The sequence below is a fragment of the Pseudomonas sp. CAM1A genome (assembly GCF_047501685.1).
GTDB lineage: Bacteria > Pseudomonadota > Gammaproteobacteria > Pseudomonadales > Pseudomonadaceae > Aquipseudomonas.
Window position 1 is genome coordinate 677836 of record NZ_JBFNXP010000001.1, and the last position, 22765, is coordinate 700600.

Below are 22765 nucleotides of genomic sequence, written 5' to 3' on the forward strand. Positions count from 1 at the left end.
AGGCGCAGAGAGCCTGGCGATTCTACGAGTGATTGGTAGCTATAAGCCATCACTTTGTGCGGGTATTTCTCATTCAGCTTTCCAGCCAGACATCCCGCGCCCAGTGCCAGACCGATTCCCAGCTTTCCTCGGTGACGATTTCCTCTTCACCGGACCACAGCACCACGGTGCCGTCCTCTTCGACGCAGTAGAAATCGTCACCGTCCTGGCAGATCGGGATGAGGTCGCGGGGCACGCCAGAGTCCCAGGCGTTGGCTGCCACTTCCGGCAGGTAGGTGTGGGATTGCGGGTCGGTGACGGTCACCGGCTCGAGGCTGCCGTACACCACGTCACTGACGGTCAGCAGGTATTCCTTGAACACGAAGGGGATGTTGATGAACAGCTCTTCCTCGATTTCGACCAGCTGATCCTCGTCCGGCAGTTCCAGCGGCACCGGTACCGGCTCGTTGGCTTCACGGAGTTGTTCGATCACTTCTTCCACGGTTCACATCCTCTGACCTTATGACAACGCTGCGCGTTATACCCTAGTAGGCCGCTCTGGCAAAAGCAAAAACCCCGGGACAGGCCCGGGGTTTTTTCTGCAACGTGCGACGGTTAACCGTTTTGGCGGATACCGGCGAGCATCCAAGGCTGGTTTTCGCCCTGGGCGCGAACCATGTGCCAGCTTTCGCTGAACGCTTCGCCCTGGTCGAAGCGCGAAGTCTTCGACACGCCACGGAAGGTAAGGGTGGCGTCGGTCTGGTCGGCGCGGTCATCGACGCCGTCCAGTTGCACATCGAGGTCGTCGATGTAGGTGGACTGGAAGCCTTCGCCTTGTTCCGCGCGCTCACGCTTGAGGAACTCGAGCATCTGCGGGGTGACGAACTCGGCGATCTTGTCCATCTCGTTGGCGTCCCAGTGCTGCTGCAGCGACTGGAAGTGCGAACGGGCGGCGGCCAGGAAGCTGGCTTCGTTGAACCAGGCCGGGGCGTTGATCGCAGGTGCGGCAACCGGCGCGGCGGAGCCGCCGAAGATCGACTGCGGGGCGGCCTGCGGCTGGGCTTCGCGCTGGTACGGGGCATGGCCGGCGGCAGCGTGTTGCGGCTGCTGCTGGCGGCGGCGCGCGGCGATGAAGCGGAAGACCAGGAAGGCGATCAGGCCCATGATCAGGAAATCGAGGATCTGCATGCCATCGAAGCCGTCGCCCATGAACATGGAGGCCAGCAGGCCACCGGCGGCGAGGCCGGCCAGCGGGCCCAGCCAGCGCGAAGCGCCGCTGGCGGCAGCGGGTGCGCGGCCTGGCGCGGTCGGGGCGGCGGCAGGGGTGGTCGGGGTTGCCTGGCGGGTCTGGTGGATAGGCGCGGAGCCCGAGCTCTTGCCGCCACCGAAGCGCTTGGCGTTGGCGTCGAGGCTCAGCGTCAGGCCGACGCAGAGCGCCAGAGCGATGCTAAGAAAACGTTGCATAAGTTGGGGGTTCCCGTTTGTGTGGATTGCACGCGCGTCATGGTGCACATGAACCGGCAGACATAGCCAGCGACAACATGTTTCGAGCTTTTGCCTGATAGTCGGGAATGCAGACGGGCGTTGTCTGAAAGGTCATCGCGGGGCAAGCCCCGCGATTGGGCTCAGATGGCTTCCAGCTTGGCGTATCCGAGCATCAGCCATTTGCTGCCCTCGGAGAAGTTCACCTGAACCCGCGCCTGGGCACCGGAGCCTTCGAAGTTGAGGATCACGCCTTCGCCGAACACCGCATGCTGCACCCGCTGGCCAAGGCTGAAGGCGGTCTGCGGGATGCTGGCGTTGGCGAACAGGCTGCTGGCCGGTGTCTTCGCGCCGCCGAACGGGCGGCTGACGGTATTAGACAGGCGCACTTCCTGCACCAGCCCGGCCGGAATCTCCCGGACGAAACGCGACACCTTGTTGTAGGTCTCGCTGCCATACAGGCGGCGGGTCTCGGCGTAGGTCATGACCAGCTGGCGCATGGCCCGGGTGATGCCCACGTAGGCCAGGCGTCGTTCTTCTTCGAGGCGGCCGGGTTCTTCGAGGCTCATCTTGTGTGGGAACAGGCCTTCTTCCATGCCCACCAGGAACACATACGGGAACTCCAGGCCCTTGGCGCTGTGCAGGGTCATCAGCTGGATGCTGTCCTCGTGCTCGTCGGCCTGGGTGTCGCCGGCCTCCAGCGAGGCATGGCCGAGGAACGCCGACAGTGGCGACAGGTCGGCGTCGTCGTCGCTGGTCTCGAAGTTGCGCGCCGCGCTGACCAGTTCCTCAAGGTTTTCCACCCGGGCCTGGCCTTTCTCGCCCTTTTCTTCCTGGTGGTAGATGATCAGGCCGGATTGCTCGATGACGGTCTGGGTCATCAGGTGCAGCGGCATGTCCAGCACCTTGGCGGCGAGGTTCTCGAGCAGCTCGATGAAGGCACCCAGCGCGCTGGCGGCGCGGCCCTTGAGGGCCTTGGCGGCCAGCAACTGGCACATGGCGTCCCACATCGACAGCTGGCTGTGACGGGCGTGTTCGCGGATGGCCTCGACGGTCTTCTCACCGATGCCGCGTGGCGGCACGTTGATCACCCGCTCCAGCGCCGCGTCGTTGCCGCGGCCTTCGAGCAGGCGCAGGTAGGCCATGGCGTTCTTGATCTCGGCGCGTTCGAAGAAGCGCTGGCCGCCATAGATGCGGTAAGGGACGCGTTCGCGCAGCAGGGCCTCTTCCAGCACCCGCGACTGGGCGTTGGAACGGTAGAGGATGGCGATCTCGTCGCGAGCGTTGCCCTGCTTTATGAGACTTTCGATGGTCTCGACCACGTACCGCGCTTCGTCGTGCTCGTTGTACGCGGCGTAGAGCGTGAGCGGTTCGCCCTCGCCCATGTCGGTCCACAGCTCCTTGCCCAGGCGCCCGCTGTTGTTGGCGATCAGCGCGTTGGCGGCCTTGAGGATGCCGCCGGTGGAGCGGTAGTTCTGCTCCAGGCGAATCAACTCGGCGTCGGGGAAGTCGGCGGTGTACTGGTGGATGTTCTCGATCTTGGCGCCGCGCCAGCCGTAGATCGACTGGTCGTCGTCACCCACCGCCATCAGGCTGTCGCCACCGGAGGCGAGCAGGCGCAGCCAGGCGTACTGCACGGCGTTGGTGTCCTGGAACTCGTCCACCAGCAGGTGGCGGAAGCGCCGCTGGTAATGCTTGAGCAGGTCCGGGTGGTCGCGCCACAGGTCGAGGGCGCGCAGCAGCAGCTCGGAGAAGTCGATGACCCCGGCGCGGTCGCAAGCCTGTTCATAGGCGACATAAATGTCGCGCATGGTGGCCAGGAACAGGTCGCCGCTGGCCTGGATATGCCGTGGGCGCAGGCCCTCGTCCTTCTGGCCGTTGATGAACCACTGGACCTGGCGTGCCGGCCATTTCTGCTCGTCCAGGCCCATTTCGCGGATCACCCGCTTGACCAGGCGTTGCTGGTCGTCGCTGTCGAGGATCTGGAAGTTCTGCGCCAGCCCTGCCTCCTGCCAGTGTGCCCGCAACAGGCGGTGGGCCAGGCCGTGGAACGTGCCGACCCACATGCCGGCCGGGTTGATGCCCAGCAATTGCTCGATACGCTGGCGCATTTCCGCCGCGGCCTTGTTGGTGAAGGTCACCGACAGGATCGAGTGCGGCGAGGCCTGTTCGACCTGGATCAGCCAGGCGATACGGTGCACCAGCACGCGGGTCTTGCCCGAGCCGGCGCCGGCCAGCACCAGTTGGCGTCCGACGGAGGCCGCCACGGCCTGGCGCTGGGCGTCGTTGAGGGAGTTCAGCAGGAGGGAGAGGTCGTCATTATGCATGCGGGCATTCTATGGCCGCGCGCAGGCAGGGGCAAACGCCCGCGCTGCAAATCACCGTATAGGCCATCTACCGTTCATCGGCGCTGCTGGCAGCGCCCCGTGGTTGAGCGGTCAGACCTGGACGCACGAGACATTTTCCAAATCATGACGTAGAGCAGTTTGGTCTGACGCGACGCTTGTGTATTCTCCCTGCACATTTGTGGTCAGCCATAACAAGAACTCAAAAGAATCCAGCCATATGACCCAGGATTGCATGGCGATCGGAGCATCGCCGGAGACGACACGGAGCGTTCGCAGGCAATTCGCCACCCAGCTGTCGATCGAGCGGACTCGCCTGCTGTACCAGGGCTCTCTGCTGCCCACCTTGTTCATGTTGCTCAACGGCCTGCTCAGCGCCTGGTTGCTGTGGAGCCCTGGGCGCTACCTGCTGGTTGGCGTGTGGATGGCGTGGCTGCTGGCACTGGTGGTGCTGCGGGTGATCCAGGTGGCGGCCTTCGAATCGGCGACACCGGTTCGCCAGGCCAAGCCAGCCTGGCGGCGGATGTTCCTGCTCGGTTCGGCGTTCAGCGGCCTGACCTTGGCCAGTGCGGTGATCGCCCTGGCGCCGGCGGACAACTTCGTGCAGCAGGCCTGGGTATTCGGCCTGCTCGGGGCGGCGGCGTTGTCGGCCAGTGTCGCCTACGCGGTCAGCCTGCCGGCGTTTCTCAGCTTCGCGCTGCCATGCCTGCTGCCGCCGATCGCGTTTCTCTTCGTCTATGACGCCGGGCACCAGCGTGGCTGGGGGTGGCTGGGGCTGATCCTGCTGGTGGCGCTGATGGTAGTGGCCTGGCAGGTCAATCGTCTGATCGAGCGTGGCTTGCTGCGTCGCTTCCAGAACCAGGCCCTGATCGAACATCTGCAGTGCGCCCAGCGCCACAGCGAGGGTCTGAATCGCAAGCTCAGCGCCGAAATCGCCCAGCGCCGTCAGGCCGAGGACGACCTGCGCCAGGCGCATGCCGGCCTTGAACAGCGCGTGGCCGAACGCAGCCATGAGCTGGACCTGGCCAACCAGGCCCTGAGCAAGAGCGAGCAGCGCCTGGCCCTGGCCCTGCAGGCCAGCGAGCTGGGGCTGTGGGACTGGAACCTGGAGACCGACGAAGTCCATCACACACAACTGCATGCCCTGTTCGGCCTCGATGCCGAGCAGGTCCGTTCGGTGCGCGCCGACCTCAAGCCACGGCTGCACCCCGATGACCTGCCGCTGCTGCGGCGCACGCTGGTCGAACACCTCAAGGGGCGCACCGAGGACTATCGGGTCGAGTATCGGGTGCGTCACGCCCAGGGCCACTGGTGCTGGATCGAGGACCGTGGGCGGGCGGTGGAATCCGATGCCCAGGGCAAGGTCCTGCGCATGCTGGGCACCCGCCGTGACATCACCGCACAGAAGGAGCAGGAGGAGCAGCAGCGGCTGGCCGCTACGGTGTTCGAGGCAGCCAGCGAGGGGATCGCCATCCTCGATGCCGACTTCCAGCTGCTGGCGGTCAACCAGGCTTTCTGCGATGTCACCGGCTACGGCCGTGCCGAACTGATCGCCCGCAACGCCCTGGAACTGCCCTGTAGCCGTGACGCCCGGCGCCACAGCCAGGCCATCGACCAGGCGCTGGACCAACAGGGCCGCTGGCAGGGCGAGCTGGTCGAGGCGCGCAAGAGCGGCGAACTCTACCCCCAGTGGTTGCAACTCAACAGCGTGAGCGATGTGCGAGGGCGCATTGTCAATATCGTCGGTTTCTTCACCGACCTGTCGGCGCGTCGCGAATCCGAGGAGCGCCTGCGCTATCTGGCGCACTACGACGACCTCACCGGCCTGGCCAACCGTGCGCTGTTCCGCCTGCGCCTGCACGAGGCGGCGCAACGCATGCGCCTGAATGGCCGCAGCCTGGCGCTGCTGCACGTTGACCTGGACCGCTTCAAGCTGCTCAACGAGAGCCTGGGCCATGAGCTGGCCGACCAGTTGCTGAAAAAGATGGCCCAGCGCCTGGCCAACGCGGTGCCCGAGGCCGACACCGTGGCGCGCCTGTCCGGCGACGAGTTCGCGGTGCTGTTCGACGGCTATACCAACTTATCCAGCCTGGTGCGCGTCACCACCCGGTTGCTGGACAAACTGCGGGTGCCCCAGCGAGTGGGCGGGCACGAGGTGGTGATCAGCGCTTCGGTGGGCATCAGCCTGCTGTCCGACGCCAGCCTGGACCTCAATGCCCTGGTCAGCCAGGCTGACATGGCCAAGCAGCATGCCAAGCATCTGGGCGGCGACAGTTTCCAGTTCTATACCGAGAGCCTGCGTGCCAGCACCCTGGAGCGCCTGCAGCTGGAGAACCAGTTGCGCAAGGCTATCGACGAAGGCCAGCTGCTGGTCTACTACCAGCCCAAGCTGTGCCTGCGCACCGGTCAGCTGCACGCGGCCGAGGCCCTGGTGCGCTGGCAGCACCCGCAATGGGGCATGGTGCCACCCAGCGAGTTCATTGGCTTGGCGGAGGAAACCGGGCTGATCGCGCCGATGGGCGAGTTCGTGCTGCGCCAGGCCTGTTGGCAAGCCTGCGAGTGGTTGCGCCAGGGCCTGGAAGTGCGTGTTTCGGTCAACCTGTCGGTGTACCAGTTGCGCCAGGGCAAGCTGGTCAGCCTGGTGCGCCAGGTCCTGCAGGAGTCCGGCCTGGCGCCGCACCTGCTGGAGCTGGAACTGACCGAAAGCCAGTTGCTGGACAGTGTCGAGCACATCATCGCCACCTTCGAGCAGCTACACGCGCTGGGGGTTAAGCTGGCCATCGACGATTTCGGCACCGGCTACTCGTCACTGAGTTACCTCAAGCGCTTCCCGGTCGACTACGTGAAGATCGACCAGGCGTTCATCCGCGGCCTGCTCGAAGGCACGCAGGACGCGGCCATCACCCGGGCTATCATCGCCATGGCGCAGAGCCTGCAATTGAAGGTGGTGGCCGAAGGGGTGGAAACCCGTGAACAGCTGCAGTTTTTGCGCGAGCACGGCTGTGACGAGGTGCAGGGCTACCTGATCAGCCGGCCGGTCGATGCCGCGTCGTTCAAGGCGCTGCTGGGGCGTTCGAGCGCCGACTTGTTGGGCTAGTGTGGTTTTTTGCAAATACGACCAACGCCGCATGAGCGCAAAAAGCGCCGCGAGTTATGGTCGCTATTTGTGAAACATCACACTAGGCATGCCAGGCACGGCCCTGGCGCGCCAGCAGGCTGTTGGCCTGTTCCGGGCCATTGCTGCCGGCGGGGTAAGGGCGCGGCGCCTGGAAGTGCTCTTCCCAGCCCTGCAGGATCGGGTCGATCCAGGCCCAGGCGGCCTCGACTTCGTCGCGGCGCATGAACAGCGTCGAGTCGCCGTCCAGCACATCCAGCAGCAGGCGCTCGTAGGCGTCCCAGCGACGGGTCTGGGCGAAGGCCTGGGCCAGGTTGAGGTCCAGCTCCACTGGCGCCAGGCGCATGCCCTTGCCCGGGCTCTTGGTCATCATGCGCAGGCTGATGTGCTCGTCCGGTTGTAGCTGGATCAGCAGCTGGTTGACCTGGCCGCCGCTGAACAGCTCGTGCGGCACTGGTTTGAACTGGATGACGATCTGTGACGAGCGCCGCGCCATGCGCTTGCCGGTGCGCAGGTAGAAGGGCACGCCGGCCCAGCGCCAGTTGTCGATGTGCGCCTGGACCGCGACGAAGGTTTCGGTGTCGCTGTCGTTGTCCACGTCCTTCTCGAAATAGTAGGCAGGCACTTCCTGGCCGCCGATCTTGCCGGCACCGTACTGGCCGCGCACGGTCTTGTCCTGTACGTCCTGGCCGGTGATGGGCTTGAGGGCGCGGAGGATCTTCACCTTCTCGTCGCGTACCGCCTCGGCCTCGAACTGCGAGGGGGGCTCCATGGCCACTAGGCAGAGCAGTTGCAGCAGGTGGTTCTGCAGCATGTCGCGGGTGGCGCCGGCACGGTCGTAGTAGGCGCCACGGTTTTCCACGCCGAGGGTTTCACAGACGCTGATCTGCACATGGTCAACCTGGCCGTTGCGCCATACCGGCTCGAGCAAGGCGTTGGCAAAGCGCAGGGCCATGAGGTTCTGCACGGTTTCCTTGCCCAGGTAGTGGTCGATGCGAAAGACCTGGGATTCGTCGAACACTGCGCCGATCGCTTCGTTGATCGCGGTGGCCGACTCCAGCGAGTGGCCGATGGGCTTTTCCAGCACGATGCGCGCTTCGCTGTCGGCCAGGCCGGCGATGCGCAGGTGAGTGGCGATCGGCACGAACAGCTTGGGCGCGGTGGCCAGGTAGAAGATCCGCGTCAGCCCGCCGGGCTCGCCCAGGTAGCGGGCCAGGCGGCCGAAGTCGGCGCTCTGCGCCGCGTCCATGGGGAAGTAGTCGAGCCGTGCCGAAAAGCGCTGCCAGACGTCTTCGTCGAAGTCCTGGCGGGCGACCTGCGCCCGGCAATGGCGCTCGGCAAGCTTGACGTAGTCGTTGCGCGGCAGGTTGCGTCGGGCCAGGGCGATAATCCGCACGGCCGGGTGCAGGCGGGCTTCACGATACAGGTGGTAGAGCGCCGGGAGCAGTTTGTGCAGGGCCAGGTCACCCGTGCCGCCGAAGACCAGGATGTCGCAAGGAATCGTCAAACCACCACTCTCCACGTTCGATTAGCTGGGCGGGTTGGCAAGCATGTAGTATAACTACAAGAAAGCTACATCCCGGCACGCCGATCATAACCGAGTCCAGCCCGTGAATCTGTTGCAACATATCGACCAATCGCGGCACCTGCTGCGCAAATCGGAACTCAAAGTGGCCGACCATGTGCTGCTCGATCCGGCTGCCGTCATGCACAGCTCGATGGCCGACCTGGCGCACAGCGTGGGGATCAGCGAGCCGACCATCGTGCGCTTCTGCCGAGCGATCGGGTGCTCGGGCTTCCAGGATCTCAAACTCAAGCTGGCGCAAAGCCTGGCTGCCGGTGCCAGCTTCGGTCAGTTCGCCATCCACGAAGACGACTCGGTCGCCGACTACAGCCTGAAAATCTTCGACACCACCCTGCATACCTTGATGGAAGTGCGCGAACACCTCGATCCGCAAGCCTTGCAACAGGCGGTGACGGCCATGGCCCAGGCCCAGCGCGTGGAGTTCTACGGGTTTGGTGCCTCGGGCGCGGTCGCGGCGGATGCGCAGCACAAGTTCTTCCGCCTGCTGCTCAGCGCGGCGGCCTATTCCGATCCGCACATGCAGGCAATGTCGGCTGTCACGCTCAAGCCGGGCGATGTGGCGGTGTGCATTTCCCAGTCGGGGCGCTCGAAGGACCTGCTGATCACCGCCAACCTGGTGCGCGAGAGCGGTGCCAACCTGATCACCCTGTGCCCGAGCCAGACACCGCTGGCCGAGCTGTCGACGGTCAACCTGGCCATCGACGTGCATGAGGACACCGAAATCTACACGCCGCTGACCTCGCGCATCGCCCACCTGGTGGTGATCGACGTGCTGGCCATGGGTGTGGCCATGGCCCGCGGGCCGAGCCTGGTCAACCACCTGAAGAGCGTGAAGCGCAGCTTGCGCAGCCTGCGCCTGTCGCCCAAGTCGATCAAGGCGACCGACGACTGAGTCAAGGCAGTGCTTGCCTAGGGGCGGGCTGGCCCGCGCCCATGAAGATTTCATCATTTCGTCACCAATCCACCGCCAAACCGTAAACCACCGAAGCCAGTCTGAAACTCCCCGCATCCTTTCTGGGAGACAGGCAATGGCACGTGATCACGACGGTGTGTACCAACCCAACGCCAAGGCTCGCAAGCAGCAGGAAAAGGATCAGCGCCGCATGGAGTACCGCCGCGCGATCGAATGCTACTGCGACCAGCGCCAGTTGCTGCGCGAACTGGCCGACTACCCCGACCTGCAGGACCTCACGGTGTGGCAGGTATCGGCGGCAACTTCCCCGAGAAACGCTCAACAAGCCCGCTGATCATTGCACGTTCGCTGCGGATGAACGCTTGAAAGGCCAGGGCCACCGGCGATTGCCGCTTGCTCCGGGACTGCACCAGGCACCAGCTGCGGTACAACGGCAGTTCTTCCACCGGCAACTCCCTGAGCATGCCGGTGGCCAGTTCCATGTTGACCGCATGGCGAGTCAGCAGGGCAATGCCCAGCCCGGCCACCACGCATTCGCGCTGGGCATCGGTGGAGGCCACCTCGAGGGTCTGGGTGAAATGCACGCGCTTGTCCTTGAAAAACTCCTCGCAGGCCTTGCGGGTGCCCGAACCCTGTTCACGGACCAGCAAGGTATGCGGTTCGAGATCCTGCAGGCGCAGGCTGTCCGGCTTGCACAACGGGTGTTGCGGCGGTGCCACGGCGACGATCGGGTTGTTCAGGAAGGGCAGGAACTCCAGGCCCATGTCCTGGGGCACCATGGACATGATGACCAGATCGTCGCGGTTGTCCGACAGGCGCCTGATCGCCTGGGCACGGTTGACCACCGTCAAGGTGAGGTTGACCTCCGGGTGGCGCTGCTTGAAGGCGGCGAACAGGTGTGGCACGAAGTACTTGGCGCTGGATTCGATCGCCAGTTTCAGCTGACCCTGCAGTGAGCCCTGCATGTCCGACAGCTGCATGTCGAGGTTCTCCAGGCGCCCGAAGATATCCCGGCTGGCGCGTTGCAGCGCTTCGGCGGCCTCGGTCAGGTAGAGCTTCTTGCCGACATACTCGAACAGCGGCTGGCCGACCAGCTCCTCGAGCTGGCGGATCTGTAGACTAACGGCGGGTTGCGTCAGCGCCATCTCCTCGGCCGCCCGGCTGTAGGAGCGCAAATCACACACTTCGTTGAAGATCTGCAACTGACGTAAAGTCATACGCATCAATGACTTGCGCATTTTTTGCGGTACCCCGGCAAAACCTTGTTACCCAACTATAAGCTTTTGCTTATGCTGCCTCTAACAAATATTGATTTTTGTTTATCGACCTTCAGCGCTAGGGTGAATATGCGACTGGCCAGCGACGTCTGGTCACGCGCCGACCGGTAGAACCGGATCGTCTGTTCCTACGGCTTTGGGAAGACTCCAGTGATAACAAAAATCCTGATCGCCAACCGGGGTGAGATTGCAGTACGGATCGTGCGTGCCTGCGCCGAGATGGGCATTCGCTCCGTGGCGATCTACTCCGACGCCGACCGCCACGCCTTGCACGTCAAGCGCGCCGACGAGGCCTACAGCATCGGTGCCGAGCCCCTGGCCGGCTACCTGAACCCGCGCAAGCTGGTGAACCTTGCTGTCGAGACCGGCTGCGATGCCTTGCATCCCGGCTACGGTTTCCTGTCGGAAAACGCCGAACTGGCGGAGATCTGCGCTGAACGCGGGGTCAAGTTCATCGGCCCGGCCGCCGATGTCATTCGCCGCATGGGTGACAAGACCGAAGCGCGCCGCACCATGATCGCGGCCGGCGTGCCGGTCACCCCCGGTACCGAAGGCAACGTCGCCGATATTCATGAAGCCTTGCAGGAAGGCGACCGCATCGGTTACCCGGTGATGCTCAAGGCCACCTCCGGTGGTGGCGGGCGCGGCATCCGCCGCTGCAACAGCCGCGAGGAACTGGAACAGAATTTCCCCCGGGTGATTTCCGAGGCCACCAAAGCCTTCGGCTCGGCGGAAGTGTTCCTGGAAAAGTGCATCGTCAACCCCAAGCACATCGAGGCGCAGATTCTCGGTGACAGCTTCGGCAACGTGGTGCACCTGTTCGAGCGCGACTGCTCGATCCAGCGCCGCAACCAGAAACTCATCGAGATCGCCCCGAGCCCGCAGCTGACCCCTGAGCAGCGTGCCTACATCGGCGACCTGGCCGTGCGCGCGGCCAAGGCGGTGGACTACGAGAACGCCGGTACCGTGGAGTTCCTGCTCGCCGATGGCGAGGTGTACTTCATGGAGATGAACACCCGGGTGCAGGTGGAACACACCATCACCGAGGAAATCACCGGCATCGACATCGTCCGCGAGCAGATCCGCATCGCCTCCGGCCTGCCGCTGTCGATCAAGCAGGAAGACATCCAGCACCGCGGCTTTGCCTTGCAGTTTCGCATCAATGCCGAGGACCCGAAGAACAACTTCCTGCCCAGCTTCGGCAAGATCACCCGCTACTACGCCCCGGGCGGCCCAGGTGTGCGTACCGACACGGCGATCTACACCGGCTACACCATTCCGCCGTTCTACGACTCCATGTGCCTGAAACTGGTGGTCTGGGCGTTGACCTGGGAAGAAGCCATGGACCGCGGCCTGCGTGCCCTGGACGACATGCGCCTGCAGGGGGTCAAGACCACTGCCGCGTACTACCAGGAAATCCTGCGCAACCCGGAATTCCGTAGCGGCCAGTTCAACACCAGCTTCGTCGAAAGCCACCCTGAACTGACCAACTACTCGATCAAGCGCAAACCCGAAGAGCTGGCCCTGGCCATCGCCGCCGCCATCGCCGCCCACGCAGGCCTGTGAGGAACCGAACAATGTCCAAGAAAATCTTTGTTACCGACACGATCCTGCGCGACGCCCACCAGTCCCTGCTGGCCACCCGCATGCGCACCGAAGACATGCTGCCGATCTGCGACAAGCTCGACAAGGTCGGCTACTGGTCGCTGGAAGTCTGGGGCGGCGCCACCTTCGACGCCTGTGTGCGCTTCCTCAAGGAAGACCCGTGGGAGCGCCTGCGCAAGCTGCGTGCCGCACTGCCCAACACCCGTCTGCAGATGCTCCTGCGTGGGCAGAACCTGCTGGGCTACCGCCATTACAGCGACGATGTGGTCAAGGCCTTCGTGGCCAAGGCCGCGGTCAATGGCATCGACGTGTTCCGCATCTTCGACGCCATGAACGATGTGCGTAACCTGCGCGTGGCCATCGAAGCGGTGAAAGCCGCCGGCAAGCACGCCCAGGGCACCATCGCCTACACCACCAGCCCGGTGCATACCGTTGACGCCTTCGTGCAGCAGGCCAAGCAGATGGAAGCCATGGGTTGCGACTCGGTGGCGATCAAGGACATGGCTGGCCTGTTGACCCCGTTCGCCACCGGCGAGTTGGTCAAGGCACTGAAAGCCGAGCAGTCATTGCCGGTGTTCATCCACTCCCACGACACCGCCGGCCTGGCCGCGATGTGCCAGCTCAAGGCCGTCGAGAACGGCGTCGACCACATCGACACCGCGATTTCCAGCTTCGCCTGGGGCACCAGCCACCCGGGCACCGAGTCGATGGTCGCCGCGCTCAAGGGCAGCGAGTTCGACACCGGCCTGGACCTCGAGCTGCTGCAGGAGATCGGCCTGTACTTCTACGCCGTGCGCAAGAAGTACCACCAGTTCGAAAGCGAGTTCACCGCCGTGGATACCCGCGTGCAGGTCAACCAGGTACCGGGCGGGATGATTTCCAACCTGGCCAACCAGCTCAAGGAGCAGGGCGCGCTCAACCGCATGAACGAAGTGCTGGCGGAGATCCCGCGGGTGCGCGAAGACCTTGGCTTCCCGCCGCTGGTGACCCCGACCTCGCAGATCGTCGGCACCCAGGCGTTCTTCAACGTGTTGGCCGGCGAGCGCTACAAGACCATCACCAATGAAGTGAAGCTGTACCTGCAAGGCGGCTACGGTAAAGCCCCAGGTGTGGTCAACGAGCAACTGCGCCGCCAGGCGATCGGCAGCGAGGACGTGATCGACGTGCGCCCGGCCGACCTGCTCAAGCCGGAGATGGCCAAGCTGCGCGCCGACATTGGCGGCCTCGCGCACTCCGAGGAAGACGTGCTGACCTTCGCCATGTTCCCCGACATCGGCCGCAAGTTCCTCGAGGAGCGTGAAGCCGGCACCCTCAAGCCAGAAGCCTTGCTGCCGATTCCGGAAGCCGGCGCAGTGGGGGCAGTGGGCGGCGAAGGCGTGCCGACCGAGTTCGTCATCGATGTTCACGGTGAAACCTACCGCGTCGATATCACCGGTGTCGGCGTGAAGGCCGAAGGCAAGCGCCACTTCTACCTGTCCATCGACGGCATGCCGGAAGAGGTGGTGTTCGAGCCGCTCAACGAATTCGTCGGCGGTGGCGGCAGCAAGCGCAAGCAGGCCAGCGCGCCAGGCCACGTCAGCACCACCATGCCGGGCAACATCGTCGATGTGCTGGTCAAGGAAGGCGACGTGGTCAAGGCCGGCCAGGCGGTGCTTATCACCGAGGCGATGAAGATGGAGACCGAAGTCCAGGCGGCGATCGCCGGCAAGGTCGTGGCCATCCACGTGGCCAAGGGCGACCGGGTAACCCCGGGCGAAATCCTGATCGAGATCGAAGGCTGACAGAAGTCTTCATCTACAAGCGGTTAACCTCTGGGGAGCGGATGCTCCCCTTTTTTTAACTGCACTTTACTGCAGATTTTTGATGTCGCCTGATCGATAAATGCATTTAAATACATATTTTGAAGATGTTGTGAGATGGATCTGCACTATACTGCAGAGCTAATCAGATAGCGTTTCAAAAAAGTGCAGTAAAGTGCAGGTGGCCAATGAGCAGACTCACGCTCCAGCTATACACGGACGGCAAATGGCATGACGCCATGGCCTTGAACTTTGCTGCGCCTGAGCAAAGTTTGCTCAGCCCCTGCGAGTTTGCCTACACCTCCAGTTACGTAAAAAACCATCCAGACGCCTACGACAGCCTGTTCTGCCAAGCGGTAAGCGCCAGGCTACCCGTCGATTTTGGTGCTCATCGGCTGACACACGCGCCTGCATTCTTGTATGACATCGCCCCTGCGGGCGCGGCCAGGCGCTTCCTGCTCAAGCATATCGGCCGTGAGAAACCGGCAGACATCGGCGATGACCTGTTTTTGTTGGAGCGCTGTACACCTGCGCCTGTTGGCAACTTGCGTATCAAAGAGTCGATCGAGCGGCTGGAACTGGCAGACCCCTTGGGCTTCACCCGGGAGGATGTCGTCACCCGGGATCAACGCTTTCTGGAGTACGCCTATGAGCAGGGCGCGGCGATCGGTGGCGCAACAGGTGCCGGCGGAGAAGCGCCAAAGCTCTTGATGACCGAGGACGCCGGTGGCCGACTGTATCCGGACGCAGTGCTTGCTGATGAGCGCGCCCAGCGTCACTGGTTCATCAAGTTCGCCAGGAATCAGGCCCTGGCCAACGACCAGGAAATCCTGCGGGCTGAACACCTGTACTACAAAGCCTTGCAGCAGCTTGGCCTGGAAACGGTTGCCAGCTCGCACATGGCACTGGAAGAGGGCAGCAAACCCAGCCTGTGGCTGGAGCGCTTCGACCGACAGGTAACCACCCAAGGGGTAGAACGGTTCGCGGTGGAGTCGGTGTATGCACTGTGCGGCGTGACCGAAGCCGGTAGCCGAATGGGGCATCTGCAAGTGATAGAGGCTTTGGTCGGACTGTGGGTGGATGCAGGGCAGAGAGGTGAAGTGCCGGAAATGATTGCGGACTATTTGCGTCGAGACCTGATCAACAAGATTCTGGGCAACGCGGACAACCATGGACGCAACACGGCCATTATCCGCACGCGCGATGCGGTGCGCCTGGCGCCAATCTATGATTTGGCACCGATGGTGATGGACCAGGAAGGGACAACCCGGACGACCAAATGGCCGACACCCATCGAGCGTGCTGGTGATATCGACTGGCGGGCGGCCTGTGATGCCTTGGCGCCCCTCATGGATCCGGAGCAGGCCTTCCAGCGCCTGCGCCAGGATGCTCGCAACCTGCAGGCATTGCCGGACATCCTGTCCGACATGGGGCTCTCTGCTGCGGTAATGAACCATCCGGCCATCGCCCTTGGCGCACTGCAACAGCGGCTGAGCGCCTGGGGGCTGGCATGACAGTTTCCATTGATGTGCGCGGGTTGTTGATCGATGCTGTGCGCGAAGGTATCGCTGACGGCAGCCTGGAACTCGGCGCGGCAGTGCGACGGTTGCGTGTCGAGGTGGCCAAGATGCAGCAGGCGCCGTTTGCGAAGATGTGCAAGATTTCGGTTCGCACGCTGATCCAGATCGAGCAGGGGGAGGGCAACCCCACGCTCAAGTCGCTGAATGCCGTGTTCAGGCCGTTTGGCTTGAAAATGGGGGTGGTCAGTCGTAACCGTCCGATCAGCTGACGGTATCGCGGGGCAGGCCCAGGCGGCACGCCTCCAGCGTGCGTACTTGTCCCTCAGGCTGCTGGTTTTCCTCACTCAACCAACGCTCGAACCCCGCCGCCACGGTAGGCCATTCGGTATCGGTAATCGAATACCACGTTGTATCGCGATTACGGTCCTTGACCACCATGTGGTTGCGGAACACGCCCTCGAACATAAAACCGAACCGCTCTGCCGCGCGCTTGGAGCGGGAATTGGCGTCGTTGCACTTCCATTCCAGCCGGCGATTGCCCAGCTCGAAGCCCAGCTTGCTCAAAAGGTAAACCGCCTCGGTGCCTTTAGGCGTGCGCTGCATGGCGGCGCCGAAGGCGATGTGGCCGATCTCGAAGCGGCCCTGTTCGGGGACGATCGACATATAGCTGAGGATGCCTTGAACCTGGCCGCTGGCGCGGTCGATCACGCTGTAGAACAGCGGATCGCGGCTGGCGGCGTTGCCGTCGAGCCAGCGGTCGAAGCTGGCGCGTTCGGCGAATGGCCCGTAGGGCAGGTAGTCCCACAATACCGGGTCCGAACCCGGGCCTTGCAGCAAGTCCCAAAGGTCGTTGCCGTGGCGCGCCGGGTCAAGTTTCTCCAAGCGGATGAAACGGCCTTCGATGGGCTCGGCCTTGGGCGTACCGGCGGGTTTCCAGTTCAATGCGTCGTTCATGGGGGGCCTACAGTGCTTTGCGGAATTGGATGAAGCCCGGGCGCTCGGCGACCTGCTCGTACAAGCTGATGGCGGTGGCGTTGGTTTCGTGGGTCAGCCAGTGCACCTTGATGCTGCCGGCGGCCTTGGCCGTGGCGTAGACATGCTCGATGAGCTGCCGACCGATGCCCAGGCCACGCACTTCACTGTCCACGTAGAGGTCCTGCAAGTAGCAGGAGTTCTCGATGCTCCAGTTGGAACGATGGTAGATGAAGTTGACCATCCCCACCGCCTTGCCATCGACCCAGGCCAACACCGAATGGGTGGGTTCGTTCGCATCGAGCAGGCGTTGCCAGGTGCTGGTATTGACGGCGTCGGGCAGTTCGGTCTGGTAGAAGCGCAGGTAGGCCTGCCACAAGGGCAGCCAGGCGGCATGGTCTTCGGCGCGAACTGGGCGCAAGGTGATGGCTGTCATGGGTTTTTCCTTCAAAGGTCGCGCATGTGTGCAGCGAGTTGGTTATCCACAGGGTCGGCGCTGGCGGCCAGGCCTTCGCGGACCCCGGCGATGTCTTGTGCCGAACGGTTCTGGCTGAGCTTTCGTGCGCCCTGCAGGCGGGCGATGGGCAGGCGGAAACCGACTATGGCGCGGAGCATGCCGTCGAGGTAGTCCGCCGGAGCATCGGCGACACTCCATGGTGCTGCGCGGCCTTGCTCATGGCGCTCGGTCAGACGGCTGACGATGTCCAGCAATTGTGTCGGCGCGTGGATCACCTCCACCGGGCCCCAGGCATGCACCGCCATGTAGTTCCAGGTGGGCACTACCTTGGGGTTGTCGGCCTTGCTCGGGTAGTAGCCTGGGCTGACATAGGCGTCGGCGCCGGGGAACACCAGCAAGGCCTCAGCGCCTTGTGCCAGGTCCTGCCATTGCTGGTTGGCCCGGGCGAGATGGCCGTAGACCGTGCCGAATTCGCCTTCGCCGGTGGCGACCAGTATGGGCAGGTGGGTCGCCAGCAGCCCGTGCTCACCGTGGCTGACCAGCGTTGCCAGGCGGGTGTGCAGCATGTGCTGGTGCAGGCGGCCAAGGTCATGTTCCTGATGCGGTTTGCTGTTGTACATGCCAGTGTTCCTTGTGCTGTGGCTTCATCCTAGGCAGGCTATTGGCTCTGCGTAAGAGCCATTCATGACTGTTTTGATAGGTCCAATGCCATGAGCGAACGTACCCACGCGTTGCCTTTCGATCCAACCGGGATCGTCCTGGATCGCCGTCGCGGGCTCAGTCAGCAGCTCTACCAGGCATTGCGCGCGCGCGTGCTGGATGGGCGCCTGGAAGGCGGCACGCGGCTGCCGGCCACCCGTGACCTGGCGACAGTGCTGGCGTTGTCGCGCAACAGCGTGGTGCGTGCCTACGACCAGTTGTATGCCGAGGGCTTTATCGAAAGCCGGGTAGGCGATGGCACTTATGTAAGCCGTCTGGGAAAACTATCCACACAACTGTCCACAGGGTTATCCCTGGGTTTATCAACAGGCTTATCCACATTTCAGGCATCTGATACTGAGGATTTATCCAGTTTTGCACTGCGCAGTGAGCCATTGTTGCGTCTGAAAAAGCACCATTTACCGCCGCCCAAAGGCGATGCGCTGAGGGCTTTCAGGGTTGGCCTGCCAGCATTCGACCTGTTTCCTTTCGAGGTCTGGGCCAAGCTGCAAGCGGGTTTCTGGCGAAATCCCGACCCGGCGCTGCTCGGCTATGGCGACCCGGCAGGGGAGCTGCCATTGCGCGAATTGATCGCCACCTATCTGCGGCGGTCGCGGGGGCTTTCCTGCAGTGCTGAACAAATTGTGATCACCAGTGGTGCGCAGCAGGCAATCAGCCTTTGTGCACAGTTACTGTTGCAGCCTGGTGACGGAGTGGCTGTGGAAAACCCGGGCTACCGCGCTGCCGGGCACGCTTTCGCGCTGGCGGGGGCAAGGGTCAGGGGCGTGCCGGTAGATGAAGAGGGCATGGACTGTGCGCGTTTGGCCGAGCTGCCGGATTGCAGGCTGGCTTATGTGACCCCGGCTCACCAGTACCCTACCGGTGTGACCATGAGCCTGGCCCGGCGCCTCGCATTGCTGGCCTGGGCCGAGCGCCAGGACGGCTGGGTCGTCGAAGACGATTACGATGGCGAGTACCGCTACAGCGGTGCGCCTTTGGCACCGCTGGCGGCACTGGACCGGCAGGGTCGGGTGCTGTACGTGGGAACGTTCGGCAAGATCGCCTTTCCGGCTTTGCGGCTGGGTTACCTGGTGCTGCCCAGCCGCCTGGTGCAGGCATTCAGCCAGGCCAAGGCGCTGGCGGTGCGGCACTCGGAGGTCGGCACGCAATGTGTCATGGCGCAGTTCATGGCCCAAGGGCATTTCCAGCGGCATATCCGCCGTATGCGCCGGGCGGCGCTGGCCCGTAGGAATGTGCTGAAGGCCGGCTGGCCGGTGGACGTACCGGGGCTGGGGGCAATGCCGGACGTCGCAGCAGGGCTGCATGTGAAGGTGGCTGTGGATAACTTGGCGCGGGAGCAGGAGTTGGTGGCGCGGGCGGAGGCGGTCGGGGTGGAGGTCACTCCGCTGAGCAGCTACTGGCTGGAGGACAGCGCGGAGCCTGTGGATGAAAGGGCGGGGCTGGTGCTGGGGTTTGCGGCGGTGTCAGAAGGGGAGATTGCGCAGGCTCTTATGCGCCTGCGCAAGGCCTGGCGCTAGCCATCGCGAGCCAAGTTGGGCCGCCGCACCGCGATGGTGTTCAGGTGCCGGACTTGATCTTGGTCCAGGCCCGCGTCCGCGCCCGCTCGGCATCCCGTGGCAATGGCTTCAAGGTATACAACTTGGCCATCGCCTCCGCCGTCGGGTACAGGTTGGGGTTGTTGCGGATCGCCGGGCTGACCTTGTCGGTCGCATCCTTGTTCGGGTTCGGATAGCCGACGAAGTCGCTGATCGGCGCGATCACTTCTGGTCGCAACAGGTAGTTGATGAAAGTGTGGGCATCTTCCTGGTTGGCCGCGTTCTTGGGGATCGCCAGCATGTCGAACCAGATCGGTGCGCCTTCCTTGGGTAGGCGCATGTCCACCACCACGCCGTTCTTCGCTTCACGAGCCCGATTCGCGGCCTGGGAGAAGCTGCCCGAGTAGCCCACCGCCACACAGATATCACCATTGGCGATGTCGGCCATGTACTTGGACGAGTGGAAGTAGGTTACATGCGGGCGGATCTTCAGCAGCAGATCCTGGGCTTTCTGATAGTCGGCGGGCTTGCCGCTGTTGGGGTCCAGGCCCAGGTACGACAGCGCCAGCGGCAGGATCTCCGACGGCGAATCCAGCAGCGCCACGCCGCACTGCTTGAGCTTGGCGATGTTCTCTTCCTTGAAGATCAGGTCCCAGCTGTCCACCGGTGCGTCGTCGCCGAGCACCGCCTTGACCTTGGCTGGGTTGAAGCCGATCAGCACCGTGCCGTACATGTAAGGCACGGCGAACTTGTTACCGGGGTCGTTGGCCTCGATCAGCTTCATCAGCGCCGGATCCAGGTGCTGCCAATTGGGCAGCTTCGCCCGATCGAGAGGCTGGAACACGCCGGCCTCGATCTGCTTGGCGAGAAACACGTTGGACGGCACTACCACGTCATAGCCGGAGTTGCCGGTAAGCAGCTTGGCTTCCAGTGCTTCGTTGGTGTCGAAGATGTCGTAGATCAGCTTGACCCCGCTGTCCTTCTGGAAGTCGACCAGGGTTTGCGGGGTGATGTAGTCGAACCAGTTGTACACCTTCAGTGTGCCCGGTGCGGCGTGGGCTTGCAGGGCGCCGGTGAAAAGGCTGGTGGCGATGAGCGGGGCGAGCAGGCGTTTGAGTCGGGTCATGTTCACGCTCCTGGCTGGGCCTGCTGGAAACCTTCCAGCACATTGACCGCGTTGATGCCGATTTCCTCCACAGCGTAGCCGCCCTCCATCACGAACAAGGTCGGCTTGCCCAGCTGGGCGATGCGCTTGCCCATCGCCAGGTAGTCGGGACTGTCGAGCTTGAACTGGGAGATCGGGTCGTCCTTGAAGGTATCCACGCCAAGGGAGATCACCAGTACATCGGCATCGAAGGCGGCGATGCGCTGGCAGGCGTCTTCCAGGGCTGCGCTCCAGGCTGCCCAGTCGCTGCCGGCAGGCAGCGGGTAGTTGATGTTGCAGCCCTCGCCGGCACCTTCGCCGGTCTCGTCGGCGTAGCCGAGGAAAAACGGGAACTCGTCCTGCGGGTCGCCGTGGATCGAGGCGAAGAACACGTCGTTGCGGGTGTAGAAAATGTCCTGCGTACCGTTGCCATGGTGATAGTCGACATCGAGGATGGCCACCTTGCGCCGGCCTTGGTCGATGAAGGCCTGGGCGGCAATGGCTGCGTTGTTCAGGTAGCAGTAACCCCCCATCACTTCGCCTGCGGCGTGGTGCCCTGGCGGCCGGCACAGGGCGAAGGCGGCATGGGCGCCTTGCTGGATCGCGGCCTGGGCGGTCAGGGCGACCTGGGCGGCGCTGTAGGCGGCCTGCCAGGTGCCAGCGGTGATCGGTGCACCGGCGTCGAAGCTGTAGTAACCGAGCTCGCCGTGCAGGCCGCTTGGTTTGACCTGGCGCAGGGTGCGCGCCGGCCAGGTGAACGGCAGCAGGTCACCTTCCTGGCCAAGCGCGGCCCAACGGGCCCAAGCGCCTTCGAAGAAATCCAGGTAGTCGGCGCTGTGGATGCGCTGCAGCGGCGCGCGGCCAAAGTCGGCGGGGCCCTGCACGGGCCCGAGGTTGCGCTGCTTGACCCGCTCAAGGACGTGGTCGGCGCGCGACGGCATTTCGAAACAGGGCATCAGCTTGCCGTCGATGAGCTCGCAGCGGCCATGGTGCAGGCGGTGGTCATCGGAATAGATCGTCAGCATTTATTGTTCTCCGGTAGGGCTGGCGTGGACCAATTCTGCTGGGTAGCCAGGTGAGGGAGAACGATGGGAACGGCCAAAAGGGGATCGATGTGGCCAAGCCATCCTGGCTGACCCTTTCGCGGGGCAAGCCCGCTCCCACGTGATAGTCGTGGGAGCGGGCTTGCCCCGCGATGAGGCCGGTACAGGTCAACCGCGAAAATGGCTCGGCGCCACGCCGCTCCAGCGCTGGAAGGCATGCCGGAAGCTCGCGGTCTCGCTGAACCCCAAGGTTTCGGCAATGCGGTAGATCGGCATCTGGTCCTCGGCCAGCAACTGCTTGGCCCGCTCGAAGCGCAACTCGTCGAGCAACTGTTGATAACTGCTGCCCAGCGCCTGCAGGTGCCGGCGCAAGGTGCGCGACGAGCAGTTCATCTGCCGTGCCAGGCCGTCCAGCCCGGGAGCGGCCTCCAGCTGCTGGATCAGTAACTGGCGAATGCGTCCGAGCCAGGCCTGGCGTCCGGTGAACTCCAGGTTCAGCCGACGGCAGCGTTCGCCCATGGCCTTGTGAGTGATCGGATCGGCCAGCGGCAGTGGCATGTCCAGCCAGCGGCGCTCGAAGGCAAAGGCGTTGTCGCCGGCCTCGAAGCCGAGCGGGCACTGGAATGCACTGTCGTAGAGCGCGTGGTAGCCGGGGCGCGAGTGTTCGAAACGCGCCGCCAGCAGCGGCAGCGGGCGGCCGAGCAAATCGTCACAGATCACTTTCAGCGACAGCAGGCAGAATTCGGCATTGAAGGCGGCCAGCCCAGGCGCATCGTAATGGTCGCTGGCGCTGAGCCACACGCGCTGGCCATCATCCACCAGGCGCAGCTGGAAAACTGTTCCCAGCAGTGCCGGAAAGGTCAGCGCCAGGCGCAGGGCGTCACCCAAAGTGGCACTGGAGAGCAGGGCGTAACCGAGCATGCCGTAGCACGACACGTGCATGCGCCGGCCGAGTTCCAGGCCGATGTCCTGGCGCCGGGCAACGGCGTTGGCGCAGACCTGCAGTTCCTGCTGGGTGGTGATGCGCGCATCGGCGTGGCCCAGGTCTGCGGGGCCTATGCCGCTGCCGGCGAGCATGTGCTGCGCGTCCACGCCGTCTTCCTGAAACACCTGGAGGATCAGCGAAACCGCGTTGAGGGTGGTGAGGTGGCTGTGCAGCATGCTCGGCATCCCGTTGGGCTGGGGAGCATTATCGAGCAAGTTGTGTGCCGTTCAGCAGGCGCCTGTTCCGTGCATAAAAAAAGGGCCCGTAGCATGCGCTCGGGCCCTTGAAA

General features: G+C 63.7%; 19 protein-coding genes. 8 read left to right on the forward strand and 11 right to left on the reverse strand.

Features of this window, described 5'->3' with window-relative positions:
* Window positions 1–73: 73 nt before the first annotated feature.
* The 3 genes from ABZO33_RS03155 to uvrD form a co-directional block, all read right to left on the reverse strand.
* Window positions 74–481: an SMI1/KNR4 family protein gene (locus ABZO33_RS03155; protein WP_414534811.1), complete on the reverse strand. Its 408-nt coding sequence runs from the start codon at window positions 479–481 to the stop codon at window positions 74–76.
* Between the two features lie 113 nt (window positions 482–594).
* Window positions 595–1443, reverse strand: a complete 849-nt coding sequence (locus ABZO33_RS03160; RefSeq protein ID WP_414534812.1) for a Tim44 domain-containing protein — start codon at window positions 1441–1443, stop codon at window positions 595–597.
* Between the two features lie 161 nt (window positions 1444–1604).
* Window positions 1605–3788 carry a DNA helicase II gene (gene uvrD, locus ABZO33_RS03165; RefSeq protein ID WP_414534813.1) on the reverse strand — a complete coding sequence of 728 codons (2184 nt, stop codon included), beginning with the start codon at window positions 3786–3788 and terminating at the stop codon, window positions 1605–1607.
* Between the two features lie 253 nt (window positions 3789–4041).
* Between uvrD and ABZO33_RS03170 the strand changes: the two genes are divergently transcribed.
* Window positions 4042–6903, forward strand: a complete 2862-nt coding sequence (locus ABZO33_RS03170; RefSeq protein WP_414534814.1) for an EAL domain-containing protein — start codon at window positions 4042–4044, stop codon at window positions 6901–6903.
* An 82-nt stretch (window positions 6904–6985) separates the two neighbouring features.
* On the opposite strand, the gene zwf is transcribed toward ABZO33_RS03170, so the two are convergent.
* The gene (gene zwf / locus ABZO33_RS03175; protein ID WP_414534815.1) at window positions 6986–8428 is read right to left on the reverse strand and encodes a glucose-6-phosphate dehydrogenase; all 1443 of its coding nucleotides are present in this window, start codon (window positions 8426–8428) and stop codon (window positions 6986–6988) included.
* Window positions 8429–8531: 103 nt separating this feature from the next.
* Between zwf and hexR the strand changes: the two genes are divergently transcribed.
* Both hexR and ABZO33_RS03185 read left to right on the forward strand, forming a co-directional pair.
* Window positions 8532–9398: a transcriptional regulator HexR gene (gene hexR / locus ABZO33_RS03180; RefSeq protein ID WP_023630201.1), complete on the forward strand. Its 867-nt coding sequence runs from the start codon at window positions 8532–8534 to the stop codon at window positions 9396–9398.
* A 136-nt stretch (window positions 9399–9534) separates the two neighbouring features.
* The gene (locus ABZO33_RS03185; protein WP_081941302.1) at window positions 9535–9753 is read left to right on the forward strand and encodes a PA3496 family putative envelope integrity protein; all 219 of its coding nucleotides are present in this window, start codon (window positions 9535–9537) and stop codon (window positions 9751–9753) included.
* Here ABZO33_RS03185 and ABZO33_RS03190 read toward each other — a convergent pair.
* Entirely contained in the window at window positions 9695–10657 is a 963-nt protein-coding gene (locus tag ABZO33_RS03190) for a LysR family transcriptional regulator (RefSeq protein WP_046857620.1), read from the reverse strand. The two genes, ABZO33_RS03185 and ABZO33_RS03190, sit on opposite strands and share 59 nt — an antisense overlap.
* Before the next feature lie 189 nt (window positions 10658–10846).
* Here ABZO33_RS03190 and ABZO33_RS03195 point away from each other — a divergent pair, with 189 nt between their 5' ends.
* From ABZO33_RS03195 to ABZO33_RS03210, 4 genes are all read left to right on the forward strand, one after another.
* Window positions 10847–12262 (forward strand): acetyl-CoA carboxylase biotin carboxylase subunit, encoded by a 1416-nt coding sequence (locus ABZO33_RS03195; RefSeq protein ID WP_414534816.1) that lies wholly within the window; start codon window positions 10847–10849, stop codon window positions 12260–12262.
* Between the two features lie 11 nt (window positions 12263–12273).
* Window positions 12274–14082: a sodium-extruding oxaloacetate decarboxylase subunit alpha gene (oadA, locus tag ABZO33_RS03200; RefSeq protein WP_414534817.1), complete on the forward strand. Its 1809-nt coding sequence runs from the start codon at window positions 12274–12276 to the stop codon at window positions 14080–14082.
* A 206-nt stretch (window positions 14083–14288) separates the two neighbouring features.
* Complete coding sequence (locus tag ABZO33_RS03205; protein WP_414534818.1) at window positions 14289–15614, forward strand: type II toxin-antitoxin system HipA family toxin; 1326 nt, start codon at window positions 14289–14291, stop codon at window positions 15612–15614.
* Window positions 15611–15889 carry a helix-turn-helix domain-containing protein gene (locus ABZO33_RS03210; RefSeq protein WP_414534819.1) on the forward strand — a complete coding sequence of 93 codons (279 nt, stop codon included), beginning with the start codon at window positions 15611–15613 and terminating at the stop codon, window positions 15887–15889. The genes ABZO33_RS03205 and ABZO33_RS03210 overlap by 4 nt, the downstream gene beginning before the upstream one ends.
* On the opposite strand, the gene ABZO33_RS03215 is transcribed toward ABZO33_RS03210, so the two are convergent.
* The 3 genes from ABZO33_RS03215 to ABZO33_RS03225 are packed head-to-tail and all read right to left on the reverse strand — an operon-like array spanning window position 15882 to window position 17669.
* A complete protein-coding gene (locus ABZO33_RS03215; protein ID WP_414534820.1) occupies window positions 15882–16574 on the reverse strand; it encodes a GNAT family N-acetyltransferase in 693 nt (230 codons plus the stop codon). The two genes, ABZO33_RS03210 and ABZO33_RS03215, sit on opposite strands and share 8 nt — an antisense overlap.
* Before the next feature lie 7 nt (window positions 16575–16581).
* Window positions 16582–17028, reverse strand: a complete 447-nt coding sequence (locus ABZO33_RS03220) for an N-acetyltransferase family protein (RefSeq protein ID WP_414534821.1) — start codon at window positions 17026–17028, stop codon at window positions 16582–16584.
* 11 nt (window positions 17029–17039) lie between these two features.
* Window positions 17040–17669, reverse strand: coding sequence for an FMN-binding negative transcriptional regulator (locus ABZO33_RS03225; protein ID WP_414534822.1), 630 nt, complete (start codon window positions 17667–17669; stop codon window positions 17040–17042).
* 90 nt (window positions 17670–17759) lie between these two features.
* Here ABZO33_RS03225 and ABZO33_RS03230 point away from each other — a divergent pair, with 90 nt between their 5' ends.
* The gene (locus tag ABZO33_RS03230; protein WP_414534823.1) at window positions 17760–19286 is read left to right on the forward strand and encodes a PLP-dependent aminotransferase family protein; all 1527 of its coding nucleotides are present in this window, start codon (window positions 17760–17762) and stop codon (window positions 19284–19286) included.
* A gap of 40 nt (window positions 19287–19326) precedes the next feature.
* Here ABZO33_RS03230 and ABZO33_RS03235 read toward each other — a convergent pair whose 3' ends face one another.
* The 3 genes from ABZO33_RS03235 to ABZO33_RS03245 all read right to left on the reverse strand — a co-directional run bounded on the left by ABZO33_RS03235 (window position 19327) and on the right by ABZO33_RS03245 (window position 22652).
* Window positions 19327–20430, reverse strand: a complete 1104-nt coding sequence (locus tag ABZO33_RS03235; protein ID WP_414534824.1) for an extracellular solute-binding protein — start codon at window positions 20428–20430, stop codon at window positions 19327–19329.
* 2 nt (window positions 20431–20432) lie between these two features.
* Window positions 20433–21473 (reverse strand): histone deacetylase family protein, encoded by a 1041-nt coding sequence (locus ABZO33_RS03240; RefSeq protein WP_414534825.1) that lies wholly within the window; start codon window positions 21471–21473, stop codon window positions 20433–20435.
* 186 nt (window positions 21474–21659) lie between these two features.
* Window positions 21660–22652 (reverse strand): AraC family transcriptional regulator, encoded by a 993-nt coding sequence (locus ABZO33_RS03245; RefSeq protein WP_414534826.1) that lies wholly within the window; start codon window positions 22650–22652, stop codon window positions 21660–21662.
* Window positions 22653–22765 lie beyond the last annotated feature (113 nt).